Origin of the sequence: Actinomadura sp. KC216, from assembly GCF_004348535.1 — a bacterium.
Classification (GTDB): Bacteria; Actinomycetota; Actinomycetes; order Streptosporangiales; family Streptosporangiaceae; genus Spirillospora.
Genome location: NZ_SMJX01000254.1, coordinates 1 through 11,985 on the forward strand (window position 1 = coordinate 1; position 11,985 = coordinate 11,985).

The window sequence follows — 11,985 nt, forward strand, 5'->3', positions numbered from 1 at the left end:
GGTTCGGGCTTCACGGGCTTCACGACGGCCTCCGGCGCGGCCTCCGCCTTGGCCGCTGCGTCCGGCGCGGTCTCGCCGGACGTCTCCAGCTCGGCCGCCAGCGCCTTGGCGAACCGGTTGATGATCTTGGAGCCGACCTCGGACAGGATGTTGCGGCCGAACTGCGCGGGCCGCCCCGTCACGTTCAGCTTCGTGTGGACGGTCACGCGCGTCGTGCCGTCCTCCTCGTGCAGCTTCGCCTGGACGGTCGCCGACGCCGTCCCCGAACCGCGGGCCTCCTTGGCGGACGCCTCCAGCGTCACCGTGCGGGACGACTCGTCCGCGGACACGATCCGCGCGGTGCCGCGGTAGGTGATGGTCATCGCGCCGACCTTCACCTTCATCCGCCCCTTGTACTCGTCGCCCTCGACGGAGTCGAGCGTCGCGCCGGGCATGCAGGTCGCGACGCGTTCCACGTCGAGCAGCACCGACCATGCCTGATCCACCGGTACGGGGACGGTGAAATCGTGGTCGAGTTCCATGATCTTGTCCTTATCGTCCGGAGAACTACCCGTGACCCTACGGCGGTCGCCTGTTCGGTCGCCAGTCGGGTGCCGGGTACCCGGAACCGGGTACCCGGCGATCCGGCGGGCAATCAAACGGCCGCGGCGGCCAGGGCCCGCGAGGTCAGCACGGTCGCCAGATGCGACCGGTACTCCGGCGACCCGTGCAGGTCGCCCGGCGGCTCGGTGCCCTCTGTCGCGTGCCCGGCGGCGGACCTGAACGTGTCCTCCGAGACCGGGCGCCCCCTCACCGCGCTCTCCACCGAGCCGGCCCGCACTGGCGCCGGACCCATGTTGGTCAGCGCGACGCGCGCCTCCTCTACGGCGTCGCCATTGCGGCGCACCGCGCACGCGACACCGACGATGGCCCACGCCTGGGCCGTCCGATGGAACTTCTCGTAGTGCACGCCCCAGCCCGGACCCAGCTTGGGCACCCGCACACCGACGAGCAGCTCGTCCGGCTCCATCGACGACGTCATCCAGTCGACGAAGAACTCCGACGCCGGGATCTCCCGCTCGCCGCGCACGGACCGGACGAGGAACACCGCGTCCAGCGCCAGCGCGACGGCCGGGAGGTCGCCCGCCGGGTCGGCGTGCGCGAGCGACCCGCCGAACGTGCCGCGGTGCCGGACGGCCGGGTCGGCGACCGTCTCCGCCGCGGCCGCGATCAGCGGGGCGTGCTCGCGCACCAGCGGGTCGCGGATGATCTGGTGGTGCGTGGCCATCGCGCCGATGACCAGCGCGTCGCCGGCGTCGCGGATCTCGCGGAGCGCGCCGATCCGGCCGACGTCGATCAGCGCGTCGGGGATGGCGAGCCGGAGCCGCAGCAGCGGCATCAGGCTCTGCCCGCCGGCGAGGATCTTCGCGTCCTCGCCGCCGTCGGACAGCACCTGGACGGCCTCGTCCACCGAGCCGGGCCGTGCGTAGTCGAACGCAGCGGGAATCACTGGGCACCTCCTGCCGGGTTCGGGCCCGACGCCGAGCCGAGCCCGCCGCCCGCGCCGGGCTCCGCGGTCTCCGGTTTCGCCTCCGCGCGCAGCGCCCGCCACACCCGTTCCGGCGTGCACGGCATCGGGACGTCGTTCACGCCGTACGGGCGCAGCGCGTCGACGATCGCGTTGACGACCGCCGGGGTGGAGGCGATCGTGCCCGCCTCGCCGACGCCCTTCACGCCCATCGGGTTGGACGTCGCGGGCGTCTCCGTCCGGTCGGTCGTGAACGCCGGCAGGTCGGGCGCCGACGGGACGAGGTAGTCGGCCATGGTCGTCGTGGTCAGGTTGCCGTCCGCGTCGTACACGGCCTCCTCGTACAGGGCCTGCGCGATGCCCTGCGCCAGCCCGCCGTGCACCTGGCCCTCCACGATGAGCGGGTTGATGACCTTCCCTACGTCGTCCACGGCGACGTACTTGCGGAGCTTCACCATCCCTGTCTCGGTGTCGACCTCCGCCGCGCACAGGTGCGTGCCGTGCGGGAAGGAGAAGTTCTCCGGGTCGAACGTGGCGTCGGAGTCGAGCGACGGCTCGACGCCCTCCGGGAAGTCGTGCGCGGCGAACGTGGCCGCCGCGATCTCCTGAATGGTCTTGCCCTCCTCCTGGACGCCGCGGACGCTGAACCGCCCGCTGGCGAACTCCAGGTCCTGCTCGGCGGCCTCCAGCAGATGCGCGGCGACCTTGCGGGCCTTCTCGACCACCTTGTCGCAGGCCGAGAACAGCGCGACGCCGCCGATGGCCAGCGAACGCGACCCGTAGGTGTCCATGCCCTTGGGCGAGATGGCCGTGTCGCCATGCAGGACCCGCACGTCCTCGAACGGCACACCGAGCCTGTCGGCGGCGATCTGCGCCCACGCCGTCGCGTGGCCCTGCCCATGCGGCGACGAACCGGTGACCACCTCGACCTTGCCCGACGCCAGTACGCGCACCGACGCGTGCTCCCAGCCGCCTGCGCCGTACGACAACGACCCCAGGGCCCGGGACGGCGCGAGGCCGCACATCTCCGTGAACGTCGACACGCCGATGCCGAGCTGCACCGGATCACGCCGTTCACGCCGGTCGGCCTGCTCCGCGCGCAGCTTGTCGTACTCGAAAAGCTCCAGCGCCTTGTCGGTCGCCGCCTCGTAGTTGCCGGAGTCGTAGGTGAGCCCCGCGATCGTCTCGTACGGGAACTCCTCGTGCGCGATCCAATTGCGGCGCCGTATCTCGATGGGGTCGACGCCCAGTTCGGCGGCGAGCTCGTCCATCATCCGCTCGATGGCGTAGGTGGCCTCCGGACGGCCCGCGCCCCGGTACGCGTCCGTCGGGGTCTTCGTCGTGAAAACGCCCCTGCAGGTGAACGAGTAGGCGTCCATTTTGTAGATGCCGTTGTACATGAACGCGCCCAGGATCGGGATGCCCGGCGTGACGAGCATCAGGTACGCGCCCATGTCGGCAAGGATGTCCACCTTGAAACCGCGGATCCGCCCGTCGCGCTCTGCGGCGAGCGTGAGCCGCTGTATCTGGTCGCGCCCGTGGTGGACGGTCATGTTGCCCTCGCTGCGCGACTCCGTCCATTTCACCGGGCGGCCGAGCCTGCGGGCCAGCAGCAGCGCGAGGACCTCCTCGCCGCACACCTGCAGCTTGGAGCCGAACCCCCCGCCGACGTCCGGCGCGACGACCCGGATGCGGTGCTCGCCGATCCCGGTGACGGTCGCCAGCATCAGCCGCAGGATGTGCGGAATCTGCGTCGCCGAGTACAGCGTGAACTCGTCCCCGTCCGGGACGCACAGCACCGCCCGCGGCTCCATCGCCGTCGGGATGAGCCGCTGCTGGACGTACTCGCGCTCGATGACGACGGGCGCGTCCCTCATCGCGGCGTCGAGATCCCCGTTCTCGAACACCCACGTGTAGGACTTGTTCGTCCCCAGGTCGTCATGGACGAGATCGGCCCCCTCCGCGAGGGCCGCGTCCATGTTCAGGACCGCGGGCAGCGGCTCGTAGTCGACGTCGATGTCGTCCAGGGCGTCGAAGGCCGCGAACTTGTCCCGGGCGACGACGCACGCCACCGGCTCGCCGACGTACCGCACCTCCGTCACCGCCATCGGCGGATGGTCCGGATGCTTCATGTCGTCGGTCACGGGCCACGCGCACGGCAGCGACCCCTGCTCGTCGGCGAAATCCGCGCCGCTCAGCACGGCGACCACACCGGGACGTGCCTTCGCCTGCGAGGTGTCGACGCGGACGATCCGCGCGTGCGCGTGGGGGCTGCGCAGGAACGCCACGTGCAGCGTCCCCTGTGGGGTCATGTTGTCGGTCCACTGCGTTTGGCCCCTGATGAGCCGGGCGTCCTCCGACCGCTTCCGCGGCGAGCCGATCTCCGCTCTGGTGGCGCCTTCCTGGATCGTCACGGCGTCACCTCCTGGCCCGCGGGCTCCCGCATCTCCTTGGCGGCGCGGCGCACGGCCTTGACGATATTCTGGTAACCGGTGCAGCGGCACAGGTTGCCCTCAAGGCCCTCCCGGACCTCGCTCTCCGACGGGTCGGCGTTCTCGCGCAGCAGGTCGAGCGACGCCATGATCATGCCGGGGGTGCAGTAGCCGCACTGGAGCGCGTGCTCCTCGTGGAAGGCCTGCTGCATCGGATGTGTCGCTCCGTCTATGCCGAGGCCCTCGACGGTCGTCACGTCGGTGCCGTCCGCCTGGACGGCGAGCACGGAGCAGCTCTTCACGCTCATGCCGTCCATCAGGACGGTGCAGGCTCCGCAGTTGCTGGTGTCGCATCCGACGGGGGTCCCGACCTTCCCCAGCCGTTCGCGCAGATAGTGGACGAGCAGGAGGCGCGGTTCAACGTCGTCTTCGTACGTCGCACCATCGACCTCGACACGGATACGTGGCATACGTTCCTCCCAGGGACGTCTCGGGGTGGACCTCGAAGCGAGACGTCCCTGGGGCGGTGCACGTGGTTCCGACGAGGTCATCGGGCACCTCCACGGAAGGCGACCCTTACGAACCTATGCCGGTGTCGAATCCGGTACTAGCCCTTGGACAAGCCTATTTACCGATCTGAGGCCCACGCATGGCCCCGACCGGCTAGTGCACGCGGAGCAGAACCGGCCAGGTCTTCGGGCCGACGATCCCGTCGTCGTCAACGCCGCCCCACCGCTGAACCGCCTTCACGGCCGCCTCGGTCGCGTCGTCGAACCTGCCCGACATGGTGACCTCCGGGTGGCTGCGCGCCATCAGCAACCCCTGCAGGCTCTGCACGTGCTCACCCGAGTCGCCCTTGTTCAGTTCAGGAAGCTTCTTCACCATGTCCTCCGTCCAGTTGCCCCCGCCGTACGCGGGACGTCCGTAACCGGCGATCACGCTGGAATTCCTGACGCGGCGCTTCACCGCGTCACTGGTGTTGGCCTCAATGGTCTGCAGGCGCCCGCCGCCGAGGACCTTCTCGACCACGCCGACGTGGTCGATCGCGCCGATGGTGTTGGTGGCGCCCCAGTCGAAGAAGACGATGTCGCCGGGCTTGGCCTTGTTGACGCTCGCGGTCGTCCCGCTGTGCCAGCGCCCGGCCTTCTGGAAGTCCTGCGCGTGCCAGACCGTGTAGGCGCGGTCGCCGCCGGGCAGGACGGCCGAGGCGTTCCCGCTGTGCCGCGCCCAGTAGGTGATGGCCATGTCGCACCAGGCCGCTCGCAGGAACCCGTCCCCGTGCCTGGACGCGTACTCGCGTGTGATCTTGTTCGGCCGGCCCGAGGTGCCGATCCACTTGCGGGCCTCGGCGATCATCCCCGCCGCGCTCATCCGGATTCCTCCCCGCGGAAGTACCCGTCGTCGGGCTCGCCGTACAGCTCGCCGAGGACCTCCTCCTCATCGGCTTCGGTGGCCTGGTGGACGCCCGGACTGATGTCCACCTCGTCCATAAGCGCTGCTTCTGCGCTGTCTGTTCTGTTCTGGGGGGTCACGTGCTCCTCCTGGAGCCTTTGTCTCCGCCGTCCCGTTCCGTAGGGGACTCCCTACCGACCGTAATGGGGTGACCCCTTACTTCTCTGGCTTTCGCCCCAAATCGCACCCGAGGGCGGTATCTACCTTTCCAACAGGTAAGACTTTCGGAAATCCGGTTGCCTGACGCGCCCTTGGAGCGTGCGAAACCCGGCAGTTCAGGGGAAGAGGCGTTCTATGTTCTTTTTCTCGTCCCGGCTGGGATGTCTCGGTTCGCTGGCCGTGACCCTCGTCCTCACCTGGGTCGCGTACCTGGTCCTCAGCCGCTGAGGGCCGGTTCCTCAGCCGCCGAAGGCTCTGTTTTCAGCCGCCGAAGGCGGCGGGCTCCTGCCGGCAGGTGCTGCGGATCTCCTCGGTCGCCCTGGCGAACCGGAAGGTCTCCTCGTCGGACATCCTGTCCTTGCCGCCGGAGGCGATGACGGTGTCGACCTGCTCGGCGAGATCGTCGTTCTTCAGCTCAGGACGGACCTTGCGGAGCGCGTCGAGGACCTGCTCGGCGGTCGGGTCCCGGGTCGTCGCCAGCGCGGACGAGATCTTCGCGCAGTCGGCCTTGCGCTCGGCGGCGCCGTCCGAGCAGCCCGCCAGGACGGGGCCGCCGCCGAGGGCGAGGCAGAGAATCGTCGAGGCGTAGGCGCGTTTCACGCCGACGATGGTCCCACGAACGGGTCTCAGCGGCGGGGTGTGAGGGTCTGGCTGTAGACGGCCTTGCCGTCCAGGTCCCGCAGATGGACGGTCAGGGTCTCGGTGTGCGCGTCGATTTCCACGTTCCCGAAGAATTGGTAGCCGTCGGCGGGCGAGGTGTTGGCCCGCGGCGGCGCCTGCGCGAACCTGAGCTGCGGGCCGAACGTCCCTTCGAGCTTGTTGGGGCCGAAGGCGCCGGCGTTGAGCGGGCCGGAGACGAACTCCCAGAACGGATCGAAGTCGCTGAAGCCGGCCTTGGACGGGTCATAGAAATGGGCCGCCGTGTAATGCACGTCCGCCGTCAGCCAGACCATGTTCCGGACGCGGTGCCGCCGCGCATAGGACAGCAGGTCGGCGATCTCCCGCTCGCGGCCGAGCGGCGCGCCGTCGTCGCCCTGCGCGACGCCTTCCTGGGCGGCGGAGCCGTCGGGGACGATCAAGCCGATCGGCAGGTCGGCCGCCATGACCTTCCAGGTCGCGGTCGAGCGGCGGAGCTCGCGCCTCAGCCAGGCCGACTGCTCGGCGCCGAGGAGGGCGTTCTCCTGCGTCGGTGACGTGTTGGCGTCGTTCGGCGACTTGTAGGTGCGCATGTCGAGGACGAACACGTCCAGCAGCGGCCCGTAGGAGATGCGGCGGTGGATGCGGCCGGTGCGCGACGACCTCATCGGCGTGTACTCGAAGGCGGCGCGGCGGGCGCGGGCGGCCAGGACGTCCACGCGCTTCTCGGTGTACTGCGGAAGATCGAGGATCTCGCCCGGATACCAGTTGTTCACGGTCTCGTGGTCGTCCCACTGGTAGATCATCGGGACGCGCGCGTTGAACGCCCGGAGATTGGCGTCCAGCAGGTTGTAGCGGAACTGGCCGCGGTATTCGGGAAGGGTCTGCGCGACGGCCGACTTCTCCGGCGTCACGATGTTGCGCCACGTCCGGCCGTCCGGCAGCGGCACCGTCTCGGCGAGCGGGCCGTCGGCGTAGACGAGATCGCCGCTGCACAGGAAGAAGTCCGGATCGACCGCGCCCATCGCCCTGAAGATCCGGAAGCCGCCGAGGTCGGGGTTGATGCCCCAGCCCTGGCCCGCGAGGTCGCCCGACCAGACGAAGCGGACGTCCCGGCGGCGGTGGTGCGGCGCGGTGCGGAAACGGCCCGTCACCGGCTCCGACGTCAGGCCGGCGCGGTCGAGGTCGGCGAGCCGGACGCGGTAATGCAGTTCCTCGCCGTCCGGGAGCCCGCGCAGGAGCGCCTTGCCGGTGAGGTCGGTCTCGGGCGTCAGGACGGGGCCGCGCACCGTCCGGGCCTGGCGGAAGTCGGGGCGGCGGCTCACCTCCACCAGCATCCGGGCGGGACGGTCGGAGCGCGCCCACACCACGCCCTCCCGGGCCGTCACATCGCCGCTCTGCACGCCGTGCGTGAGCCGCGGGCGGCCACCGCGCAGCAGCGCGGGCGCCGCGCGCGTCCCCGCCCGCGGGGCCGCCCCCGCGCTCACCGATCCGCCGCTGAGCAGGGCGATCGCCGCCCCGCCGGTCGTGGCGAGGCCACCGCGCAGCACGCTTCGACGGTCCATGAACGCTCCATCTCCTCGTCCCGGGCAGGTCAGCACGCTGATCGCGGGCGAGCTGGCGGAGGTGACGATCGCGGCGTGCGGCGTCACCGAGCGGCCGCTGCGGGCCAACCGGGTCAGGGTGCACGGCGGGCCGCACGCCACCCTGACGAACCCCGGGCCCGCGTTCGCCGTCAGCATCCACGCCGGGACCACGCCCCCGCCAGGACGTCCACCAGGCTGATCAGGCCCCGGCCGGGGGCTCGCCGACCAGAGGGTCAGCGCAGGTCGCGGCGGCGCGACCGGGTCAGGACGCGGACCGTGCCGACCAGGCCGAGGCCGATCAGCACCGCCGACACCAGCGTCGCCACGGGCAGGACGTTCTCGTCCTCCAGGCCGTTCACGAGGAACACCCCCGCGACGACGAGGAAGAACAACCCCGTGACGGGCCCCGCCGGGTCGAACCGGTGCCGCCGCCGTTCGGGCGAAGTGCGCATGTCCGTCCTCCCCGTGTCAGCCACGGTGCACGCTCACGTCGCCGACCTTGCCGCGTATCCGCAGCACGATCACCGGAGGGTCGCCGTCCGCGCCGCCGTCCGGTTCCAGCGTCCGGACGACCCTGGCCCGCGGCCCGCTGGTCGTCCGGTTGTCGACGCGCACGTCACCGAGCGCGATCCGCGCGTCCACCTGGACGCGGGCCGTCCGTGGCACGCGGACGTCCAGCCCGCCGAGCATGACCTCCGCCTCGATCGCGACGCGCTGCCCGGCGACCAGCCGGAGCGAGGTGAGGTCGAGGTCGCCCCGGCCGACAGCGATCTTGTAGAGCTGGTTCGTCCGCGTGACGTCCGTCGGGCGCCACTCGACCTCGCCGTACTCGGCGTTGCGCGGCGCCTCGCCCGCGACCGTGGTGGTCAGCATGGCCAGGGTCAGCACGGTGCCGGCCGCCGCGAGGCCGCGCGTGCGGAACCAGCCGCCGACGACCAGGCCGATCCCGATGACCGCGAGCGCGGGCGCCATGACGATCAGGGTGGAGTCCGGGTAGGGGTGGTTCTGGGCGACCGGGATCATCGCGGCCCCGGCGGCCATGGCGCCCAGCAGCGAGATCGTGGCGGCGGGGGAGCGGCCGCCGCTCTCGGGGCGCTTGCCCGGCCGGTCGCCCTTCCGATCGCCTCTCCGGTCGTCCGGCGGGGTGTCGGTCTGCGCCGCCGAGTACGCGGCCAGATCGATCATGCCCTCGGGCAGGCCGCCGGCGGTGCCGCCGCTCGTCGTGGCCCCTGCGTCCTTGGAAGATGACGCGTCCTTGAACAGGGACACGCCACCGACGACGACGGTCTCGGGCTTCGCCTGTTCCGCGGACGGCGCCGGCGGATGCCCGGCCAGCCGCTCCGGGACGGACCGCGCCACGGCCACCAGGTCCACGCCCCGCGAATGCGCGACCAGCAGCGCCAGCCCGAACACGACCAGCAGCGCGATCGTGTCGGTGACCTTGGCGCCGAACAGGCTGAACACGACGCCCGCGGTCAGCAGCGCGCCGAGGGCCGTCAGCACGGCCGGTGCGTCGAACCACCGCTTGAACAGCTGCTCCGCGATCGACGACCGGCCCGCGCTCGGCGGCATCAGCAGCACGGCCACGATATAGAGGAAGACCCCCTGGCCGTGCGCCAGGACCAGGACCGCGAACCCCACGCGGAAGACGACCGGGTCGATGCCGGTGTAGCGGCCGAGCCCGCTGCACACGCCGGCCAGCGTGCGCGATCCGCCGTCGCGTGCCAGCCGCTGGTAGCCCTGGACGTTCTGGGCGTCCCGGTGCCCGCCGTCGTGCCGTCCGCCCTCGTGGCGGCCGCTTTCCTGCTCGCTGCCCATGACGACCATCCTGACGTGCGCGTCCCCGCGGGCGGTATCGGGGACGTCCCTGAGCCGACCCTGAGGAAAGCCCGGGGTGCGCCCCTGATGCGGTCCGCGGACGGGCATGTGACGATCATTGACGTGGGAGAACCTTGGGAAGGGCTGCGGTGAACGAGGACACGGCAGCGGAACAGCCCGGCGCGACGGCCATGGCCGCCGCGCCGCTGACCCCGGACGCCTCCGGCCGGCTGCGGCGCACCGCCGACGGCAGGCTCATCGCCGGGGTGTGCCGCGGGCTGGCCGTGCACCTCGGTGTCGAGGCGCCGATCGTCCGCGCCGCGTTCGTGCTGCTGACGGTGGCGAGCGGGCTCGGCGTCGCCGCCTACATCGCGTTCTGGATCCTCGTCCCCGCGCCCGGAGAGCCCGACACGTCCGATACGTCAGGGGCGGCGGTACCAGTCGACACCCGGCGGCGCGGTCGCGACTGGGGCCAGCTGGCGGCGTACGCGGCGGTCACGCTGGGCCTCTCGGTGCTCCCTTGGGGTGCGGCCGGTGCCGTGCAGTGGGCGCTGTGGCCGTTCGTCGTCGGCGGTGTCGGCGCGGCGATCCTCTGGCAGCAGGCCGACCGCGACCAGCGGCAGCGGTGGACGCTTCCACTGCGGCAGCGCTGGCTCCGCAGCGTCCTCGGCCTCCTGCTGGTCGTCGGCGGCATCGGCGGGTTCGTCGCGCAGAAGGTCGAGGCCACCCAAGCCCGCTCCGTCGTCATCGCCATGCTGATCATCCTCACCGGGGTCGCGGTGATCGCCACACCGTGGATGGTGCGGCTCTGGCAGGACCTGGACGCCGAGCGGCACGAGCGCATCCGCTCCCAGGAGCGCGCCGAGCTGGCCGCGCACATCCACGACTCGGTCCTGCACACGCTGACGCTCATCCAGCGGAACGCGCACGACACCCGGGAGGTGCAGCGCCTCGCCCGGTCCCAGGAGCGGACGCTGCGGACCTGGCTCTACCAGCCGCGCGCCGACCCCGACCAGACGTTCGCCGCCGCGATCCGCGCGGTCGCGGGTGAGGTGGAGGACGACCACGGCGTGCCGATCGAGATCGTCTGCGTCGGCGACACGGCGCTGGACGAGCGGCTCGGCGCCGCGCTGCAGGCCGCGCGGGAGGCGATGGTGAACGCCGCGAAGTACGCCGAGGCGCCGTCGGTGTCGGTGTACGCGGAGGTGGAGGGCGACGAGGTCGCGATCTTCGTCCGGGACCGCGGCAAGGGATTCGACCTCGACCAGGTCCCCGGTGACCGCATGGGCGTCCGAGGGTCCATCATCGGACGTATGGAGCGCAACGGCGGCAAGGCCACCGTCCGGACCGCGCCCGGCGAAGGCACGGAAGTGCGGTTGGAGATCAAGAAATCATGAGCGAGGCGTTGAAGAAGGTCGTGCTGGTCGACGACCACCAGATGTTCCGGACCGGCGTCAAGGCGGAGCTCGGCGGCGGCGTCGAGATCGTCGGGGAGGCCGGCGACGTGGACGAGGCCGTCTCGGTGATCCGCGCCGCGCAGCCGGACGTGGTCCTGCTGGACGTGCACCTGCCGGGCGGCGGCGGGATCGAGGTGCTGCGCCGGCTCCAGGGCGCCGTCTCGGCCAAGTTCCTCGCGCTGTCGGTGTCGGACGCGGCCGAGGACGTGATCGGCGTCGTCCGGGGCGGCGCGCGCGGCTACGTCACCAAGACGATCTCCGGGCCGGAGCTCACCGACGCGATCGGGCGGGTCGCGGACGGCGACGCCGTGTTCTCACCGCGCCTGGCCGGATTCGTCCTGGACGCGTTCGCCGCCACCGATGTGCCCGCCGTCGACCCCGAGCTCGACCAGATCACCCAGCGGGAGCGGGACGTCCTGCGGCTGATCGCCCGCGGCTACGCCTACAAGGAGATCGCCAAGGAGCTGTTCATCTCGGTCAAGACGGTCGAAACGCATGTCAGCAGCGTCCTGCGGAAGCTGCAATTGTCCAACCGGCACGAGCTGTCGCGCTGGGCCGCCGCCCGCCGCCTCGTCTGACCGGCGCCCCCCGCGCTCTGCTGATCCCGGGTAAACCACAACTGATCTCAGGGAAACCACGGCTCATCTCAGGGAAACCACGGCTGGCCTCGGGTAAACCACGGCTGATCTCGGGCGAACCACAATGGATGCCCGTTCCGTGACAAGGCGTAAACAATTTCGGGCGAAGTGTAAGCAAATCGTCATATTCGTTTTGAGCGCATCATGATCGTCTCCGGTGCCGGGTGTGGGACAGTCCCTTTTCATGAGCTATCCCCCCGGACCCGGACAACCTGGTCCTGCTCCACATGATCCGTACCAACCTCCGACCGCGCCGGGCGGACCCGGGGCCTACCCGCCCATGCCCGGACCGCCCATGCC

The 11,985-nt window shown here is 71.0% G+C and carries 13 protein-coding genes; 3 read left to right on the top strand and 10 right to left on the bottom strand.

The genetic code is table 11. The annotated features are described in order from the left end of the window. The 8 genes from E1264_RS31895 to E1264_RS31925 form a co-directional block, all read right to left on the bottom strand. The coding region (locus tag E1264_RS31895; protein ID WP_132179380.1) for an SRPBCC family protein at nucleotides 1-521 on the bottom strand (521 nt) is incomplete at its 3' end. Between the two features lie 113 nt (nucleotides 522-634). After that, complete coding sequence (locus E1264_RS31900) at nucleotides 635-1,489, bottom strand: xanthine dehydrogenase family protein subunit M (protein WP_132179382.1); 855 nt, start codon at nucleotides 1,487-1,489, stop codon at nucleotides 635-637. After that, entirely contained in the window at nucleotides 1,486-3,921 is a 2,436-nt protein-coding gene (locus E1264_RS31905) for a xanthine dehydrogenase family protein molybdopterin-binding subunit (protein ID WP_243711288.1), read from the bottom strand. The genes E1264_RS31900 and E1264_RS31905 overlap by 4 nt, the downstream gene beginning before the upstream one ends. Beyond that, on the bottom strand, nucleotides 3,918-4,409 hold the full coding sequence (locus E1264_RS31910; RefSeq protein ID WP_132179384.1) for a (2Fe-2S)-binding protein: 492 nt from the start codon (nucleotides 4,407-4,409) through the stop codon (nucleotides 3,918-3,920). Before E1264_RS31910 ends, E1264_RS31905 begins: the two co-directional genes overlap by 4 nt. A 193-nt stretch (nucleotides 4,410-4,602) precedes the next feature. Beyond that, nucleotides 4,603-5,310 carry a peptidoglycan-binding protein gene (locus E1264_RS31915; protein WP_132179386.1) on the bottom strand — a complete coding sequence of 236 codons (708 nt, stop codon included), beginning with the start codon at nucleotides 5,308-5,310 and terminating at the stop codon, nucleotides 4,603-4,605. Then, on the bottom strand, nucleotides 5,307-5,429 hold the full coding sequence (locus E1264_RS46065) for a hypothetical protein (protein ID WP_279491691.1): 123 nt from the start codon (nucleotides 5,427-5,429) through the stop codon (nucleotides 5,307-5,309). Before E1264_RS46065 ends, E1264_RS31915 begins: the two co-directional genes overlap by 4 nt. Nucleotides 5,430-5,811: 382 nt before the next feature. Then, on the bottom strand, nucleotides 5,812-6,150 hold the full coding sequence (locus E1264_RS31920) for a hypothetical protein (RefSeq protein ID WP_132179388.1): 339 nt from the start codon (nucleotides 6,148-6,150) through the stop codon (nucleotides 5,812-5,814). Between the two features lie 26 nt (nucleotides 6,151-6,176). Then, on the bottom strand, nucleotides 6,177-7,751 hold the full coding sequence (locus tag E1264_RS31925; RefSeq protein WP_132179390.1) for an alkaline phosphatase D family protein: 1,575 nt from the start codon (nucleotides 7,749-7,751) through the stop codon (nucleotides 6,177-6,179). Between E1264_RS31925 and E1264_RS31930 the strand changes: the two genes are divergently transcribed. Then, nucleotides 7,750-7,971 carry a hypothetical protein gene (locus E1264_RS31930; RefSeq protein WP_132179392.1) on the top strand — a complete coding sequence of 74 codons (222 nt, stop codon included), beginning with the start codon at nucleotides 7,750-7,752 and terminating at the stop codon, nucleotides 7,969-7,971. The two genes, E1264_RS31925 and E1264_RS31930, sit on opposite strands and share 2 nt — an antisense overlap. Nucleotides 7,972-8,005: 34 nt before the next feature. Here E1264_RS31930 and E1264_RS31935 read toward each other — a convergent pair whose 3' ends face one another. Beyond that, nucleotides 8,006-8,224, bottom strand: coding sequence for a hypothetical protein (locus E1264_RS31935; RefSeq protein ID WP_132179394.1), 219 nt, complete (start codon nucleotides 8,222-8,224; stop codon nucleotides 8,006-8,008). A 16-nt stretch (nucleotides 8,225-8,240) separates the two neighbouring features. Beyond that, on the bottom strand, nucleotides 8,241-9,590 hold the full coding sequence (locus E1264_RS31940; protein WP_165964480.1) for a PspC domain-containing protein: 1,350 nt from the start codon (nucleotides 9,588-9,590) through the stop codon (nucleotides 8,241-8,243). A 191-nt stretch (nucleotides 9,591-9,781) separates the two neighbouring features. On the opposite strand from E1264_RS31940, the gene E1264_RS31945 reads away from it, so the two are divergent. Together E1264_RS31945 and E1264_RS31950 are read left to right on the top strand one after the other, a co-directional pair. After that, entirely contained in the window at nucleotides 9,782-10,987 is a 1,206-nt protein-coding gene (locus tag E1264_RS31945; protein ID WP_132179402.1) for an ATP-binding protein, read from the top strand. Then, nucleotides 10,984-11,625, top strand: coding sequence for a response regulator transcription factor (locus E1264_RS31950; RefSeq protein ID WP_132179398.1), 642 nt, complete (start codon nucleotides 10,984-10,986; stop codon nucleotides 11,623-11,625). The genes E1264_RS31945 and E1264_RS31950 overlap by 4 nt, the downstream gene beginning before the upstream one ends. Nucleotides 11,626-11,985: the final 360 nt, after the last annotated feature.

Excerpts from the sequence above, each read along its gene's own strand:
- E1264_RS31910 (WP_132179384.1), bottom strand. The coding sequence starts at position 4,409 with ATGCCACGTATCCGTGTCGAGGTCGATGGTGCGACGTACGAAGACGAC.
- E1264_RS31915 (WP_132179386.1), bottom strand. The coding sequence starts at position 5,310 with ATGAGCGCGGCGGGGATGATCGCCGAGGCCCGCAAGTGGATCGGCACC.
- E1264_RS46065 (WP_279491691.1), bottom strand. The coding sequence starts at position 5,429 with ATGGACGAGGTGGACATCAGTCCGGGCGTCCACCAGGCCACCGAAGCC.
- E1264_RS31930 (WP_132179392.1), top strand. The coding sequence starts at position 7,750 with ATGAACGCTCCATCTCCTCGTCCCGGGCAGGTCAGCACGCTGATCGCG.
- E1264_RS31925 (WP_132179390.1), bottom strand. The coding sequence starts at position 7,751 with ATGGACCGTCGAAGCGTGCTGCGCGGTGGCCTCGCCACGACCGGCGGG.
- E1264_RS31935 (WP_132179394.1), bottom strand. The coding sequence starts at position 8,224 with ATGCGCACTTCGCCCGAACGGCGGCGGCACCGGTTCGACCCGGCGGGG.
- E1264_RS31940 (WP_165964480.1), bottom strand. The coding sequence starts at position 9,590 with ATGGGCAGCGAGCAGGAAAGCGGCCGCCACGAGGGCGGACGGCACGAC.
- E1264_RS31945 (WP_132179402.1), top strand. The coding sequence starts at position 9,782 with ATGGCCGCCGCGCCGCTGACCCCGGACGCCTCCGGCCGGCTGCGGCGC.
- E1264_RS31950 (WP_132179398.1), top strand. The coding sequence starts at position 10,984 with ATGAGCGAGGCGTTGAAGAAGGTCGTGCTGGTCGACGACCACCAGATG.